This is a genomic window from Paenibacillus cisolokensis (assembly GCF_018403665.1).
Lineage (GTDB): Bacteria > Bacillota > Bacilli > Paenibacillales > Paenibacillaceae > Paenibacillus_AH > Paenibacillus_AH cisolokensis.
Window position 1 is genome coordinate 12,409 of the sequence record NZ_BOVJ01000068.1, and the last position, 14,015, is coordinate 26,423.

Annotated in this window: 24 protein-coding genes and 1 pseudogene; 20 read left to right on the forward strand and 5 right to left on the reverse strand. The window is 51.5% G+C overall.

Annotated features, from left to right (window positions below):
• Positions 1-5: 5 nt before the first annotated feature.
• Genes nrdF through PACILC2_RS10170 form a run of 12 tightly spaced genes read left to right on the forward strand, consistent with a single transcriptional unit; the run spans position 6 to position 5,675 of the window.
• Entirely contained in the window at positions 6-977 is a 972-nt protein-coding gene (gene nrdF, locus PACILC2_RS10115; protein WP_213528757.1) for a class 1b ribonucleoside-diphosphate reductase subunit beta, read from the forward strand.
• A gap of 53 nt (positions 978-1,030) precedes the next feature.
• On the forward strand, positions 1,031-1,207 hold the full coding sequence (locus tag PACILC2_RS10120; RefSeq protein WP_213528758.1) for a hypothetical protein: 177 nt from the start codon (positions 1,031-1,033) through the stop codon (positions 1,205-1,207).
• Positions 1,208-1,213: 6 nt separating this feature from the next.
• The gene (locus tag PACILC2_RS10125) at positions 1,214-1,504 is read left to right on the forward strand and encodes a DNA ligase LigA-related protein (protein WP_213528759.1); all 291 of its coding nucleotides are present in this window, start codon (positions 1,214-1,216) and stop codon (positions 1,502-1,504) included.
• Positions 1,501-2,256: a dUTP diphosphatase gene (locus PACILC2_RS10130; protein ID WP_213528760.1), complete on the forward strand. Its 756-nt coding sequence runs from the start codon at positions 1,501-1,503 to the stop codon at positions 2,254-2,256. Before PACILC2_RS10125 ends, PACILC2_RS10130 begins: the two co-directional genes overlap by 4 nt.
• A 6-nt stretch (positions 2,257-2,262) precedes the next feature.
• Positions 2,263-3,021, forward strand: a complete 759-nt coding sequence (thyX, locus tag PACILC2_RS10135; RefSeq protein WP_213528761.1) for an FAD-dependent thymidylate synthase — start codon at positions 2,263-2,265, stop codon at positions 3,019-3,021.
• A gap of 1 nt (position 3,022) precedes the next feature.
• Positions 3,023-3,328, forward strand: a complete 306-nt coding sequence (locus PACILC2_RS10140) for a hypothetical protein (RefSeq protein ID WP_213528762.1) — start codon at positions 3,023-3,025, stop codon at positions 3,326-3,328.
• Positions 3,329-3,369: 41 nt separating this feature from the next.
• Positions 3,370-3,621 carry a hypothetical protein gene (locus PACILC2_RS10145; RefSeq protein WP_213528763.1) on the forward strand — a complete coding sequence of 84 codons (252 nt, stop codon included), beginning with the start codon at positions 3,370-3,372 and terminating at the stop codon, positions 3,619-3,621.
• 32 nt (positions 3,622-3,653) lie between these two features.
• Positions 3,654-4,013: a 3D domain-containing protein gene (locus PACILC2_RS10150; protein WP_213528764.1), complete on the forward strand. Its 360-nt coding sequence runs from the start codon at positions 3,654-3,656 to the stop codon at positions 4,011-4,013.
• Between the two features lie 3 nt (positions 4,014-4,016).
• On the forward strand, positions 4,017-4,403 hold the full coding sequence (locus PACILC2_RS10155) for a coiled-coil domain-containing protein (protein ID WP_213528765.1): 387 nt from the start codon (positions 4,017-4,019) through the stop codon (positions 4,401-4,403).
• 44 nt (positions 4,404-4,447) lie between these two features.
• Complete coding sequence (locus tag PACILC2_RS10160) at positions 4,448-4,888, forward strand: hypothetical protein (RefSeq protein WP_213528766.1); 441 nt, start codon at positions 4,448-4,450, stop codon at positions 4,886-4,888.
• Positions 4,888-5,100, forward strand: a complete 213-nt coding sequence (locus tag PACILC2_RS10165) for a hypothetical protein (RefSeq protein WP_213528767.1) — start codon at positions 4,888-4,890, stop codon at positions 5,098-5,100. Before PACILC2_RS10160 ends, PACILC2_RS10165 begins: the two co-directional genes overlap by 1 nt.
• Positions 5,097-5,675 (forward strand): nucleoside/nucleotide kinase family protein, encoded by a 579-nt coding sequence (locus PACILC2_RS10170; RefSeq protein WP_213528768.1) that lies wholly within the window; start codon positions 5,097-5,099, stop codon positions 5,673-5,675. The genes PACILC2_RS10165 and PACILC2_RS10170 overlap by 4 nt, the downstream gene beginning before the upstream one ends.
• Here the strand turns inward: PACILC2_RS10170 and PACILC2_RS10175 are convergent.
• On the reverse strand, positions 5,650-5,997 hold the full coding sequence (locus tag PACILC2_RS10175; protein WP_213528769.1) for a hypothetical protein: 348 nt from the start codon (positions 5,995-5,997) through the stop codon (positions 5,650-5,652). The two genes, PACILC2_RS10170 and PACILC2_RS10175, sit on opposite strands and share 26 nt — an antisense overlap.
• 88 nt (positions 5,998-6,085) lie before the next feature.
• On the opposite strand from PACILC2_RS10175, the gene PACILC2_RS10180 reads away from it, so the two are divergent.
• The 5 genes from PACILC2_RS10180 (at position 6,086) to PACILC2_RS10200 (ending at position 10,039) form a co-directional block, all read left to right on the forward strand.
• A complete protein-coding gene (locus PACILC2_RS10180; RefSeq protein WP_213528770.1) occupies positions 6,086-7,456 on the forward strand; it encodes a DNA cytosine methyltransferase in 1,371 nt (456 codons plus the stop codon).
• The gene (gene dcm / locus PACILC2_RS10185) at positions 7,456-8,682 is read left to right on the forward strand and encodes a DNA (cytosine-5-)-methyltransferase (protein ID WP_213528771.1); all 1,227 of its coding nucleotides are present in this window, start codon (positions 7,456-7,458) and stop codon (positions 8,680-8,682) included. Before PACILC2_RS10180 ends, dcm begins: the two co-directional genes overlap by 1 nt.
• A gap of 47 nt (positions 8,683-8,729) precedes the next feature.
• Complete coding sequence (locus PACILC2_RS10190; protein WP_213528772.1) at positions 8,730-9,119, forward strand: hypothetical protein; 390 nt, start codon at positions 8,730-8,732, stop codon at positions 9,117-9,119.
• Positions 9,120-9,515: a DUF134 domain-containing protein gene (locus PACILC2_RS10195; protein ID WP_213528773.1), complete on the forward strand. Its 396-nt coding sequence runs from the start codon at positions 9,120-9,122 to the stop codon at positions 9,513-9,515.
• A gap of 338 nt (positions 9,516-9,853) precedes the next feature.
• The gene (locus PACILC2_RS10200; RefSeq protein WP_213528774.1) at positions 9,854-10,039 is read left to right on the forward strand and encodes a hypothetical protein; all 186 of its coding nucleotides are present in this window, start codon (positions 9,854-9,856) and stop codon (positions 10,037-10,039) included.
• 446 nt (positions 10,040-10,485) lie between these two features.
• Here PACILC2_RS10200 and PACILC2_RS10205 read toward each other — a convergent pair whose 3' ends face one another.
• Positions 10,486-10,848: a hypothetical protein gene (locus PACILC2_RS10205; RefSeq protein ID WP_213528775.1), complete on the reverse strand. Its 363-nt coding sequence runs from the start codon at positions 10,846-10,848 to the stop codon at positions 10,486-10,488.
• Positions 10,849-11,069: 221 nt separating this feature from the next.
• Here PACILC2_RS10205 and PACILC2_RS29330 point away from each other — a divergent pair.
• A pseudogene (locus PACILC2_RS29330) lies at positions 11,070-11,242 on the forward strand (helix-turn-helix domain-containing protein).
• Positions 11,243-11,384: 142 nt separating this feature from the next.
• On the opposite strand, the gene PACILC2_RS10215 reads toward PACILC2_RS29330, so the two are convergent.
• The 3 genes from PACILC2_RS10215 to PACILC2_RS10225 all read right to left on the reverse strand — a co-directional run bounded on the left by PACILC2_RS10215 (position 11,385) and on the right by PACILC2_RS10225 (position 12,326).
• Entirely contained in the window at positions 11,385-11,633 is a 249-nt protein-coding gene (locus PACILC2_RS10215; RefSeq protein ID WP_213528776.1) for a hypothetical protein, read from the reverse strand.
• Between the two features lie 108 nt (positions 11,634-11,741).
• Complete coding sequence (locus PACILC2_RS10220; RefSeq protein WP_213528777.1) at positions 11,742-11,945, reverse strand: helix-turn-helix domain-containing protein; 204 nt, start codon at positions 11,943-11,945, stop codon at positions 11,742-11,744.
• Positions 11,946-12,326 carry a hypothetical protein gene (locus PACILC2_RS10225; RefSeq protein WP_213528778.1) on the reverse strand — a complete coding sequence of 127 codons (381 nt, stop codon included), beginning with the start codon at positions 12,324-12,326 and terminating at the stop codon, positions 11,946-11,948.
• A gap of 442 nt (positions 12,327-12,768) precedes the next feature.
• Here PACILC2_RS10225 and PACILC2_RS10230 point away from each other — a divergent pair, with 442 nt between their 5' ends.
• A complete protein-coding gene (locus tag PACILC2_RS10230) occupies positions 12,769-12,924 on the forward strand; it encodes a hypothetical protein (RefSeq protein WP_213528779.1) in 156 nt (51 codons plus the stop codon).
• 346 nt (positions 12,925-13,270) lie between these two features.
• Complete coding sequence (locus PACILC2_RS26720) at positions 13,271-13,777, forward strand: hypothetical protein (protein ID WP_244863412.1); 507 nt, start codon at positions 13,271-13,273, stop codon at positions 13,775-13,777.
• Positions 13,778-14,015 lie beyond the last annotated feature (238 nt).

Sequence of the window (14,015 nt, forward strand, 5' to 3'; positions counted from 1 at the left end):
AAGTATTGAACGCGGTTAATTGGAACGTATCTGCTGACTACGTAACGACGTTTTGGCGGCAAAATATCGCACAATTTTGGACGGAGGAGGAATTCCCTGTATCGAAAGACATTGCGGCATGGGACGCGCTGACCGAAGCGGAAAGGACCGTATACAAGCGCGTTCTCGCTGGCCTGACCGGACTCGACACGTTACAAGGCGGCGAGGGCATGCCGTTAATTTCGCTGCATATCGCCGACAACCGTAAGCGCGCCGTTTTATCGTTCATGGGCGCGATGGAGCAGATTCACGCGAAATCATACTCGCACATATTTACGACACTTATTCCGTCGGCCGAAACAGAATATTTGCTCGGCGAATGGGTCGGCGGTCAGCGTCACCTTACGTACAAAGCCGGGCGGATTTCGGACTATTACCGCCGTCTGCTCCGTCCTGATGCGCGGCCGTCTGACGTTTATATGGCGTGCGTGGCTTCGGTATTTCTCGAATCGTTCCTGTTCTATTCCGGTTTCTATTATCCGCTATATCTCGCGGGGCAGGGACGCATGACTACGAGCGGCGAAATCATCCGGAAAATCCTGCTTGATGAGTCGATTCACGGCGTATTCGTCGGCATGATCGCGCAGGAGATTCGCGCCAAATTAACGTTCGACGAGCGGGCGGCGGTCGAGTCCGAAACTGACGAACTGCTCGCGGACCTTTACGATAATGAAGTCGAGTATACGCGCGAGATATACGGCAAAATCGGGCTGGCCGACGACGTTGTTCGTTACGTCGAATATAACGCGAATAAGGCGCTTATGAACCTCGGTCTTGATCCGGTATTTTCGCCGGCCCCGTTTAGTCCGATCGTCGAAAACGGTTTGGACACGGGAACGAAAAATCACGATTTCTTTTCGCAAAAAGGCGACGGGTACGTTATGGCATTGAACATCGAGCCGATCCGTGACGAAGATTTCGTATTTGACCGGCCGTGACGTCCCAAAATCGCAAAAGTATGTGCGTTATATAAAGTAGGAGGTGACGAAAAGTGAGCGCCATACGGTGGATTTCGTTCGGACTCGCGGCATATTGGGCGGTATCGCTCGCTTTATACATGTCGGACGTATTCGAGCCGGATAAATGGACGACGATTGCCGCGATGTTTACGTCAGTTCTGTTTTACGTCGCGTTGGGAGCAACGCTGGACGACGAAGGAGGGCGATAAGGGAACGTGAATCAAACGATTACCGAACGCATAACGTACCTCCGCCGTAAACTCTACGTCCATTCTGTGATTTATTACCGGTATTGTACGTCAATTATTTCCGATGCGACGTACGACAAGTGGGCGTACGAGTTAGCGGATTTACAGCGCCAGTACCCGGACGAGGCCGGTAAGGCGGAATTTGCCGCTGAATTTGCGAACTGGGACGGCACTACCGGCTTCGATCTGCCGTGGAATCCGTGGGCTGAACGAACAGCGGCGCGCTTAATAAAAATACACGAAGGAGGGCGAGAATGAAACGAATAGACTTACGCAGTCAGGCGGAAATTACCGCGTCAAATCAGCAGCAACGGGCGAAAATTCTGGCGGAGTTTGATGGCGAGCAGGGGAACGCAATTAACGTAAAAGTCCGCAAACTGTCCGAACACGCGCGCATACCGACGTACACGACGCCCGGTGCCGCCGGTTTCGACCTGTACGCGGTCGAGGACGTGATTATTGCACCCGGCGAAACGAAACTCGTACGGACGGGGCTGGCGTTTGAGATTCCGCCCGGCTACGAAATGCAGCTTAGGCCCCGTTCGGGTATATCGTTGAACACGAAACTACGGGTAGCGAACGCCCCAGCTACGATAGACTCTGATTTTAGGGGCGAGGTCGGCGTTATAATCGAGAACATCGCGAAGCCAGATTACGGCGTTTTTATAAGCGATATAGACGGAGAGTATCCGTTAGAAATCTACGAAAGACACGGGGAAGTTTTCGACATATCCAACGAAGTTTCCACCGAGATTCCTTGCGGCGAGTACCCGCATATTTCGTATCTCATCCGTCGCGGCGATCGGATTTGCCAAGGCGTCATCGCACCGGTCATTCGCGCTGAATTTACGGTAACGGCCGAATTAAGCGATACTCAACGCGGGGCCGGCGGTTTTGGTTCGACGGGTACACGCGACATACGTACGGCAACTAACGAAGAAATACGCGAAGTCATCGAGCGCGTGGTCGAACGAAATGGCGAGGCATTACGAAGACTTGCGGAGGAGTGACGAATATTGGACGTGAAACTTATCGCACATACCCGCCTATCTGACGAATTTCTCGACGAAATTTACCCGATCGACGAGAGCGTTGGCGTTAACGAGCGCGCCGCCGTCGCCCTGACCGCAATCAGAACGTGCTACTCACCGCTAAAGCCGACGGAAATCCTGCCGACAGAAGGCGCGAAATATTTCCGAAGAGAGGCATCAGACGGCGAAGGTGGAACGGACGCTGATCGGTTGTTCCGACACATTTGGCGGAGTAAGCACGCCTCAACTTTGGAGCATATCACGTACACGTTCGCGATTGAGGGCGTATCTCGCTCGTTGCTCGCGCAATTGACGCGGCACCGTCAGTTTTCGTTTAGCGTGCAGAGCCAACGCTATGTACGGTTCGGCAGAGACGATAAGTCTGGCGGATTCGATTACGTGACGCCGCCGTCAATAACGCGAGACAAGAGATTTAACGTGGGGTCGTTTTTTGAGGACGACGCAGAGTCGCTATTTGACGAAGCGATGGCGTACATTCAAGCGGTATACGACCGTTTACGCGAAGCCGGCGTTCCTGCGGAAGATGCGCGCTATGTCCTGCCGAATGCCGCCGCGTGCAATCTCGTAATGACCGGTAACCTACGCGCGTATCTCGAATTTTACAATAAACGGCGGTCTGGCTCGGGAGCGCAGCACGAAATCGCGAACTTGGCCGAAAGAATCCGCGAGGAAATAACGAAAGTCGACGAATGGACAACGAAATTCTTCGAAGGGAGCGAATGAGATGGCGAAATTGGAAAACGTTAAAGTCGCGCCGGACTTGACGACGATTGAGTACGACGGCGATACGTACTATCGGTTGGCTGACGGTCAAGAACCGCAGGATGGCGATTTGTTTTACGTGGTGGATGACAAATTAATCGGCACAAAAACCGGTGATGTATTCGCGGTGTTTACCGATCCAGACGACGGAGAATTAACGTATATCAACAACGACGACGAAGAGTGTTTCGCAGTTAAGTATACGCCCGATAAGTGTCGCATCTTTTCCGCAAAGGGCCGACCAAGACGAAATCACTCCCGGAACTAATCGCGGAAAAACGCGCCGAACTAGCGGAACTGGAAGCGAAATTGCGCGAAGAACTCCGACCGGGCGCGCTTGCTGTTGTAGCCAAAAATGCGTCGACAATCGACACTTTTCCGGCTGGCAGCGTTGTAAGGATTGTCGAACGTAATTTTCCCGGATGGGAATACGCCTGCAAATCGATACTTGACGGAGAATATGACGATGTTCTGACGGAAGACCTCGTACCTATTACGCTCGAAGACGCCCGCGCCCGCCTGTACGCCGAAGTTGATCGGAGACTCGCGCAATTAACGTAATCAAAACGTTGTTCGCGCTAGCTTACGCGATTATGACGTACGAAGAGCCGGCCGCGCCAGAGCCGGAATGGCTAACGTTCGAGGCGACGGCGTATACGGCGGATTGCCGCGGCTGTATCGGCATAACGAAAACGGGTATCGACGTAAGACAAACGCAATATCACGAAGGGAGGCGCGTCGTTGCCGTTGACCCGCGCGAGATTCCGCTAGGGACGGCGTTGGATATACGTTTGGCTGACGGGACGGTTATCGAAGCGATTGCGGAGGACACCGGCGGCGCAATCAAAGGAACGCGGCTCGACGTGTTAATGGCGACAGAAGAGGAAGCGTACGAGTTCGGGCGGCAAGACGTGGAAGTACGGATTATAAACGAAAAAGAAACGGAGGAATGACGAGTGAAACTGAAAATTGACGGCATTGAGCGGGAATACCGCGAGGTTAAACGGAAGGCGTCGCCCGGCGAGTTGATCAAAATTACGTACGATGGCTTCGGTTCCGGGGCGTGTGACGGTGATTATTTTAAAGTTGGAAATATCGCTAGGGTAAAGATTATGGGAGACGATGACGTCATAGCGGACTTCAAAGGTTTAGGAAATGCTTATGTCTACAATTCTGGCACATGGCACGTCAACCATTCGGCATACGTCGTACTCGAACCGGTCGAGACGGAAATTGACAGCCTGGTTTCCGAATTGTCCCGTCGAATCGACGAGATTATAGAAGAGGTTTCGGACCTCAAAGCGCAAATTCAAGCGCTCTTTAACGTCAAAAATCGGCCCTGACCCGCGACGAAATCGTAGAGCGAGCGAAAAAGGACGTTGAGGGATTGGTTGCGAGATATACCGGCGCGCATTCGGAAGTAAAATTCGTCGTCAATCGCGAGAAACGAACAGTCGTCGCGCTCCGCTATTACTGCGGTGTGGTCGACAATCGCGGCATCGCAAAATGCGCGCCGGGTGACGTGTTTAATACGCATATAGGACGTGCGATTTCGTTAAGGCGGGCGTTGGGCCTTACGGTGCCTGACGAATATCTGAACGCGCCGCAGCCGACAGAGCCGCGCGTAGGGGATATTGTAGAGACGAGGAACGGGCCTCAAAAGGTATACGCCGTACGTCCAACGCATCGAACGGTAGGCGTATATGCGGGGCATCCGTTTGCGTGGTCAGACGAAGGGTATACGTATATTTTTGACGGATACGAGTGGTGGTGTCTTATAAAGGACGCGGTAATCCTCGACGACAGCCGCGAAGGAGTGTCGGAATAATGGAACGACTGTACGCCGTTATCGAAATCGCGACGGGAAAACTCGCGCTCGGCAAAACGTACTATACGGAGCGCGACGCAAAACTAGCGATCAAACAGCGTATATGGAAAGCGAAATGGCCGGAATACGCCGTCGCCACGTTTACTATTACGCCCACGATCGTCGCAACCGTCGATAAAGACGGTAAGTGGACGGGGGTGGCCGCCGAATGACGACGTTACCTAACATCGCTATTACGGGCCAGATTCGTAGCGGCAAAGACACTGTAGGCCGCATCCTTTTCGCAAAATACGGATATACGCGGTTTGCGTTCGGCGACGCAATCAGACGTTACGCCCGCGATATATTCCCGTCCGAGTTCGAGAATGGCCGCAAGCCCCGCGAATTATTACAATGGTTCGGCCAGACGATGCGGGAGCGCGATCCCGACGTCTGGGTCCGTAAATGTTTCGAGTCAATCGAATTCGAACGCGCTGTGACGGCCGCTTACGGCGGTCTTGGCGGCATCGAAAAATTCCACGCCGTCATTACGGATTTGCGCCAGCCGAACGAATACGAACGATGCCGGACGGAAGGTTTCGTGATCATCCGCGTTAGTGCGCCGGAAAGTCTACGTATCCACCGGGCAATTAACGCAAATGACACGTTCGATCTGCGTGATTTTTCGCACGAAACCGAGTCGTACGTTGATACATTCGCGGTCGACTACGAAATCGAGAATACCGGAAACTGGGCGGATTTGGAGCGGAAAATTGACGAAATTATGATGCGCTATCTTCCGCAATAAACACGAGCCAGCCGTCCTGCTCCGCCTCAAACACGTAACGGCGGCGTTCCGGCTCGATCTGCGTACGCGCGAAGAAACGTCGCGCCGAGATATAGCCGCGCTTGTCAACGTTAGCCGCCGTCGGGTCGTTCGGATTTGCCGCGAGCTTGACCGCAATCGCACGCGCCGCTGAATCGTAGCCGAGCGCGACCCGATTGCCGGCATCCAGCGAATACAACCGTATCAAGTCCGTTGACAAGCGCAGGCGGCAGTATTGGTCCGTCGCGACATATAGCGTAACCAACGGTATTTCTTCGATGTTGAATCGTTTAGTCACGGTCATGTCGTAGTAACACTCCGATCAATTAGCGTTATTTACCGCAAGTATAACGTAAAACAAACGAAATTTCAAACGAAAGGGTGGCGTATTATTGTCGTTTAAATATATCGAACTGTTCGCGGGGATTGGCGGGTTTCGGTCCGCATTTGATCCGTTAGGCGGCGAGTGTGTTTTCGCGTCTGAAATCGATAAGTACGCGCAAAAAGCGTACCGGGCGCTATATAACGGAGCGCCAGAGTTGCACGGGGACATAACGAAAATTGACGCGCACGATATTCCGGACCATGACGTACTGGTCGGTGGCTTTCCGTGCTTTCCGGCCGGTCAAAAGGTTATTACAGCGAAGGGCTTTGTTAATATCGAAAACATTCGCAAAGGTGACGTCGTTCTGACGCACACAGGAAACTACCGCGAAGTCATTACGCCAATGATGAAACTGTATAACGGCGACTTATACGAAATTACGGCGAAATATTACCGCATCCCAATAAAAACAACGTCCGAGCATCCGTTTTGGACGAAGCGAGGGTGGGTTGCGGCGAGAGACTTGACAGTGGATGATTACGTCGGGTTTCCGCTCAACAAAACGAGTGAACTGCCGAAGCAATTCACGTATACAAAGGCGATTAACCAATCTACAAGCGAAACGGTCCTGTCATCGCTACCGTTCGAGTCTCGTGACTTCTGGAAACTGATCGGCTACTGGTTGGCGGAGGGGTGGACGCAAGACACTCGTGTACGGCCGCAAGGCGTACGAAATGCTTACCGAGTAATTATGGCCGCGAATGACGCGAAACTCGCGTATATCAGCAACGTTCTTGACGTACTAAATATCCCCTATACGGTCGTACAAGAGCGGACGTGTAAAAAAGTCCATATCACTAACGTCGAGTTGTGGATATTTATAAAACAGTTTACGAAGGGGAACACGGCCTCCGACAAGTGTATCCCGGAGTCTGTCCAGAACCTGCCAGTCGAACTGGCTGACGCATTGATTGACGGGTATTTTAACGGCGACGGCTGTACCAACGCGGGGTACCGTCAGTTTACGTCAACTTCGCGTTGTTTACTTGAAGGCGTTCAGCGGCTGTTGTTGAAGACAGAGCGCCGCTTATATTCTTTGACGTTGAACAACGCGGCAGGAACGGCAGTTATCGAAGGGCGAAAAGTTACCACGAAAGACAGTTATATATTACGTGCAGGGCAGTCGCAAGGGCATTGCGTCGAGTTTACGGATGATTACGTATTCTTCAAAATTGATAGGATTACGAAATCACCCGTACAAAACTTACCGGTATATAACTTCGAAGTTGCCGTCGATAATTCGTACTGCTTGCCGATGATCGCCGTCCATAATTGCCAGGCGTTCTCTGTCGCTGGCCAACGCAAAGGATTCGAGGATACGCGGGGGACGTTATTTTCGAGATTGCACGAATCGCAAGCGTTAAACAGCCGCGCTTAATGCTGCTCGAAAACGTAAAGGGGCTGTTATCGCATGATCGCGGCCATACGTTTGAAGTTATGTGTTCGGTGCTTAACGATATTGGATACGCGATTGATTTCCGTGTACTCAATTCGAAACACTTCGGCGTGCCTCAAAACCGCGAGCGTATTTATATCGTATGTGACCGCGACGCTGAACACGAAGCATGGAACGTTAAAGGTAACGATGTCGTTGCGAAAGCAAAGCGGAGAATACAAGCGTTAGGTGTACGTACGTTTAACTTCGACTGGCCGGCGGAAGGCGGCGTAACGGCGCGGTTGCGTGACGTAATGGAGCCGGTCGTTGACGAGAAATACTACCTTTCCGAAGATAAAACGGTAAAGCTGATTGCGCAGCTCGAAGCGCGAGATAACGCAGGCAATACGGACGATTGCGAAATGGTCGGTCACGTCGACGGAATTAAAGGGCACGACATTTGTAGGCGCGTTTACTCGTCGACAGGCATTGCACCGACAATACCAACGGGAACTAGCGGAAATACTACGCCTAAAATTGCAGAACCGCAAATCGAAAAAATCGGACACCTACCGTCAGACAACGGACAAACGGGAGCAGTTTACGGAACAAATGGAATTGCGCCGACGTGTTTGAATCAGCATGGCAATACGGTTACGAAGATCGTTGAACCTTGCGTTAACGATCGCGGCACATTACGGACAAACAGCGAGAGCATAGTAAACGCGCTTGACGCTAATTACGCGAAAGGTCTCGATAATCACGGACAGAGAACACACGTTATGGAGCCATACACGGTTATCCAAAAAACACATAGCGCAAGTACGACGATAAAACACGATGAAACCGGAACGCTACAAGCGGCGCGGCTTGATAAGGTTCCGCAAGTTGTAGAAGAAATCCGTCCCGTACTCACGCCTGACCGCGAAGAAAAACGCCAAAACGGACGCCGTTTCAAAGACGACGGAGAGGAATCGTTCACACTAACCGCGCAGGATAAGCACGGCGTCGCAATCGGTCATTACCCGCGCTACCGAATCCGCAAACTAACGCCGCGCGAATGCTGGCGGTTGCAGGGCTTTGCTGACGAACAGCATGACGCGGTAGCAGCGTCCGGGGTTAGTGACAGTCAACGTTACAAGCAAGCGGGAAACGCGGTCACAGTCAACGTAATTGCGGCAATAAGCAAGCCGTTAATTGCGAGACTTGAGGTGATCACCGTTGGATAAAGCAGAACGATGTTTTACGCAGGTATTACGAGGGGAGTGCGTAATTATTGTGTAAACACGGAGATACAGTACCGGTATTTACGATCCATAATCGTAAGACTGTTCCGGTTGACCGGTGCATTGCCGACGAAATCGCGGAATTAAACAGACGGGGCGTAGAAACGTTGGGATGCTGTTGTTCGCACTTTAATGCCGGTAAAATCGTGGAATACAGTAATGGTTTCGGCCGCTGGAAAGAGCATACACCGCCGCCGAGCGCATTGATTGACGAGAAAAGCGTCGATTTAGCGAAGGAACTCGGGTACGTTCCGTTTCCTTACTATTACGCAGATGGCGAGTATCGCGGCGTTTGGCAGATGCAACTTAAAACCGGAGATATTACGAATAGGCAACGTAATATCTCGGCTGAAATTAAACAGCGGGAGGACGTAGAATAAATGGGACACGTTAAAATCGATACAACGAAAGACGAACGAAGATTGACGCAAACTTACGCATTAAACACGGTGGCCGGCGTTAAATCGCTGCTACGCGACCGGCACCGGATTGCGGCCCGCCGATTTAAGGGCGATACGGCAGCGTCCGATATTTTGATCGATTTGCACAGCGCGATTGAGAGCGCCGGCCTTACGGATCGGCAGGCGGAAGCGATTGCGCTTGTGTACGGGCTGGACGTTACGCAAGAGACGGCGGCCCGCGTTATGGGGATTACGCAACCGAGCGTAAATATAACGGTCGAATCCGCCGTCGAAAAAATCGCGGCCGTATTTAAACGCTGGGACTACGGTGAGGTAACAGTGACCACCGAAGAGGAGGCGACAGGCGACCGATGATATTTAACGTAGGTGACGTAATTGACTACGGGGGCCGACGCTACAATACCGCCAATCGGGACGAAAGAATCGCGCTAATCGGTAGCGTTATCGAAAACGGAGGAATAACTGACCCGGCGCATCTCGAGCGTTTAGCCGACGCGATACTTTACGAAGAATTGACGGATCCGAATCCGTATAAGACCGCTCAAACGGAATATCCGTTTTTTAGCGAGTCACAGTTAAACCACCGACACGAACGCGAGGTTTCGTTATGGGTCGCGGAGAACGTAGGCGTAGACGGCGCGGATCATCGGCCGAATAAACGGAGGAGACGCAGCAAGCGAGAAAATGCGTTTATGGACCGTGGCATACGCGTTAAAAACGCCGAACGAAAGGCGCAATATAGACGTGATACTTCGCCGGGGCCGGTCATTTCGTACAACGTGACGGACCGGGGACTGACGGAATCGTTCGTCATGGCGGCGCGTCAAGGCGGGCGGTGGCGGGAACTGGCGGGTAGATATCGGTATGCGGACGGTTGACAATCGTCGGAATACGTATTATATTCGAAGTATGTCGCCCGTCGTGCGCGGGCGGGGATTGAAACAGCGTTAATACGTAAAAAGACAAAGGACCCGTTTAGGGTCTTTTGTCATTTAACGCGCCGATGGGCATAATACTCCTGACACCGACGGCAATGCTGCGGCTTGCCCCGATGCGTTTCGTTTGGCTCCGTCCATTCGCGGCCGCATTGCGGGCACCGTCCTTCCAACCGCATCAGCGCCCGCTTGTGCGCCTTGTGATCGCGATAACGGCACTTCGGCGCGCAATAATAGTGATCAAACCGCAGCGGCGCAAAAGATTTACCGCAGCCTGGAGCCCTACAAATGCGGGTTTCCAATCCTCCGCCCCCTTTACTTTACTTTGATAATAGTAGATTCGCCCTAAATAATAAAGAGCCTGGTATATACCCGGCTCTCTTCTTCTTCTACCGCTGATCGTAGTAAGCCTGCGCAAGGGCGACGATCTGCCAAAATGTTGCTGGGTCCTCATTCATTTTTACAAGCCCTTTAGGGCCAACATCCCACATGGATGTTGAGACGGTATACCCAACGCGTACAGCTTTACGGATGATCGCAGGCACCACGGCGAATTCCCGTCTGGTGTTTACTCTATAACACCATCCGCACCAAGGCTTGCCAGTCATTCCAAACTCCTCATCCCACAGTTCAAAGATTGCCTTGAGCTCGTCCCTTGGGGTTTTATCCCCATCTGGCGTTTCGATATGCAAGAAAAATCTTGCATACGAATTGGCTCCTCCGCGTACTGTTCCGAGATTTTTGATTTCCACTATTCATCTTCTCCTCTCACGCCGCCTCCCTTGCGGTGAGGTCTTATGCGGTATAATGTTTCACTTTCTGAATATAATATACCACTTTAGAAATATGGTGTCAACAAAAATATTTGCGTTTTGAAATACTTAATTTTATAATTAGAAACAAATATACCGAAGGGGGAAGTGTGATGGGTTTTTCGTACAAACCGCTTTGGCGGTTACTCGTCGACAAAGAGATGACGAAGACTGAATTTCGGGAGGCGGTCGGGATCGGCACGGCACAGCTTGCAAAATGGGGAAGGATGAATATGTATCGATGGAGGTTTTGGACCGGATTTGCACGTATTTCCAAGTGCAGCCGAACGAAATTATCGAACACAAGGCGGATAAGGGTGATAACGGACAGTAAAAAGCAGGCGGCTTATTGCCGGCCTGCCCTTTTTTATTAATCGACCTCGACGATCTTTTTGGACGCTTTAATCACTCCTTGTTTTGTTTGGAAGGGGCCGAAGCCCCGTTATTATTTTAGGTTTCGTCCGCTGGCGGGGGATTTACATGTTCTCCAGCTCATCCGTCCAGAGCTGGTAGAATCCGTAACTGCCGATCCGTTCGAGAACGAAGTCCTCTTCCGTTGGTTCGACGCCGTACCATTTTGCCGTCGTGACTACTTCGCCGTCCGGCGTCTCTATCGTGATATCCTGTTGCGTGTAGGCTAATTCGTCCCGCGCGATCTGCTTCGCTTCCTCTAACGTTGCCGCCGTTGCATTCCCTGCCCCAGTGTTAAAGTTGACTTTGTACATTTTACACCCTCCTAGATTTAGTTTTGTTTGTCGTCCCTTGCTGTTGTCTTTATTATAGCATGACACCTATACAATGTATAGGGGAACAATATACGAACAAACTGTGAATTATTTGCCTGCATACTTCCGAATTTCGTTTAAATCCCAGAGCGGCTGGCCACTCGGCGTAAACGCAACCGGATGCGGAAAGTCCGACCGAGAGTTCGGCGATTGCATTCGTTTCCAGCGGTCGTAAACTGCGCCGCGCGTAACGCCAAGAATATTCGCCACGTCCTGATACCCGCCGACAATCGGTAATTTATCGTTCGTCATTTACGCGACTTCCTCCAATACCTCATCGGTTTTGATACGAACGTAATCATCGGCTTCGACGCGGACGAAGTACCGTTTGCCGACCTCGCAAATTTCGTAAACGCTCGCTGTCAGACGCCATACACTTTCGCCGTCCTTGTCGTAAACAGCGCTCACGAACTCGCGGTCAAAGCGAAATACATCGTGTTTTCCAAGGATACGAGCGACCCACGTTTGACCCTTACGCCGATTGACCGTCAATTCGATCGTCACCTTATAGCCGCCTCGCGTTTCGGCCCATGCTTGCCGCAGCGCGCTGGCCATGTACTCACGGGCACGTCCGCCAAACTTTGCAGCCGCCTTCCGCGCGATTTCCCACGCGCGAGTCATTACGTTTTTCATGTTTACCGTCCCCTTTCGTTTTCGTTCGTCCTTATGTCTTTATTATAGCGCAAAACCTATACGTTGTATAGGGGAACATAATACGAACAGCGAAATTTTAATCAGCGTAAACAAACGTACAATTCGCGCGAATATACCGTTCACCTTTAATTTCTACGGTATGCTCCGTAACCTTATCGATCGTCCCGGCGCCGATTAACTCGTTTCCGCAGAATATAAGGACCGGCGTTTTGTCGAGCGCGGCCGTATAAAAGTGTACGTTAGACGTTAGCGGTCGGAATCCTAGGTATTTTTTCGCCATATTTACCGTCACCTCTCGCTAAAAATTTCGCTATTTTGGACGAAATTCCCTGCGGCGGCATCTATATTTTTCGCGTCCTCATGTCCTATACGTTATAGCCACGGTAAAAAGCCAGGCAAATAACGAAAGGAGACGTTGCAAATGGCGGAAGAAAAACGCGCATTGGGCGAAATTAACGTAAAAGTTAACGCTGACGTATCGGATGCTTTGCGCGGTCTTAAAGCGATCCAGCGTGAAGCGAAGAAAGCGACGCAAGCACTCGCGGAATTGCGGGAGGAAATCGCCCGGCATGAGTAAACCGCATGTACGTCAAGTTGCACAGTTAATCTCCGGCGCTCCAATCGGAAATCTAACGCCAGTATCGACGCGGTACGCAAAGGACGAATGCGGCCGCGTTTTTCGTTATACGCAGCTCGAACGATACGAAGCCGGCAAGCGACGCCGCCAATATGCGCGAGATAAGCGGGCCTTTTCGTTCGGGCACATGCGTAATATGCGCGACATCACCGACAATCTATCGAATAAATATTGCGGTTACGTCTTGTTGCTACAACCGTACATCGCGTTTAACTCGAATGTTCTCGTAACGAACGGCCGCGATCCAGTACCGTTGACTATCGACGATCTGGCTCGGATATGGGGCGTGAGCAAACGGACGGCGCGCGGCATTGTAGCGGAGTTTGAGGCGCGCAGCATTCTATTTGAGGACGGCGGCCGATTTACGTTAAATGACCGTTACCATTTCCGTAAAAAGGCGAACGACGAGGTCGACGCGCTGATTAAGACGTACTTTACCGCGCTTCGTGCGTTTCGATTAACGGCGGCCGACCTGGGCTTCGTGTATAAATTGCTGCCATACGTCCACTACGAAACCAATCTCGTATGTGCGGATCCGTTCGCGCCCGCCGAAGAGATTACGTTTTTGTCCGATAAGGAGATCGGAGATATCGTCGGCATGACGGAGACGAAAACGAAGGAAGCGCTCGGCCGGCTGCGTAAAGCACGGATTATTGGCGAGTGGATTGACGCAGAGGACCGGCGCAAGAAATTTACGGCGCTGAATCCGTATGTATTCTACCGGAAACAGGGCGAGCCAGACGGTATGTTGGCGGCTTTGTTCGCGGATAAACGTTTGCCTAACGACCATTAGGTACCCTTTTTTGCACGATTTCGGCGAAATAGGTACCCTTTTTTGCACGCGACGAAAACGCCGGAAAGCCGCGTCATTACTGGGTTTTTCGGTGTTTTTTCGTTAAAAATCGCGAAATTGAATCTTATCTTATATGTGATTTATACGGTTCAATAACGTATCCTTAGTGTTGCAAAAAGGTAATGTTATTCGTACAAATCACGCAAAAAGGTAATGTTATTCGTACAACGAAAAAGTG

Coding starts and splice junctions, on each gene's coding strand:
- PACILC2_RS10130 (WP_213528760.1), top strand. CDS start 1,501: ATGAAACGAATAGACTTACGCAGTCAGGCGGAAATTACCGCGTCAAAT.
- PACILC2_RS10140 (WP_213528762.1), top strand. CDS start 3,023: ATGGCGAAATTGGAAAACGTTAAAGTCGCGCCGGACTTGACGACGATT.
- PACILC2_RS10150 (WP_213528764.1), top strand. CDS start 3,654: ATGACGTACGAAGAGCCGGCCGCGCCAGAGCCGGAATGGCTAACGTTC.
- PACILC2_RS10165 (WP_213528767.1), top strand. CDS start 4,888: ATGGAACGACTGTACGCCGTTATCGAAATCGCGACGGGAAAACTCGCG.
- PACILC2_RS10170 (WP_213528768.1), top strand. CDS start 5,097: ATGACGACGTTACCTAACATCGCTATTACGGGCCAGATTCGTAGCGGC.
- PACILC2_RS10175 (WP_213528769.1), bottom strand. CDS start 5,997: ATGACCGTGACTAAACGATTCAACATCGAAGAAATACCGTTGGTTACG.
- dcm (WP_213528771.1), top strand. CDS start 7,456: ATGCTGCTCGAAAACGTAAAGGGGCTGTTATCGCATGATCGCGGCCAT.
- PACILC2_RS10195 (WP_213528773.1), top strand. CDS start 9,120: ATGGGACACGTTAAAATCGATACAACGAAAGACGAACGAAGATTGACG.
- PACILC2_RS10200 (WP_213528774.1), top strand. CDS start 9,854: ATGGACCGTGGCATACGCGTTAAAAACGCCGAACGAAAGGCGCAATAT.
- PACILC2_RS10215 (WP_213528776.1), bottom strand. CDS start 11,633: ATGTACAAAGTCAACTTTAACACTGGGGCAGGGAATGCAACGGCGGCA.
- PACILC2_RS10220 (WP_213528777.1), bottom strand. CDS start 11,945: ATGACGAACGATAAATTACCGATTGTCGGCGGGTATCAGGACGTGGCG.
- PACILC2_RS10225 (WP_213528778.1), bottom strand. CDS start 12,326: ATGAAAAACGTAATGACTCGCGCGTGGGAAATCGCGCGGAAGGCGGCT.
- PACILC2_RS10230 (WP_213528779.1), top strand. CDS start 12,769: ATGGCGGAAGAAAAACGCGCATTGGGCGAAATTAACGTAAAAGTTAAC.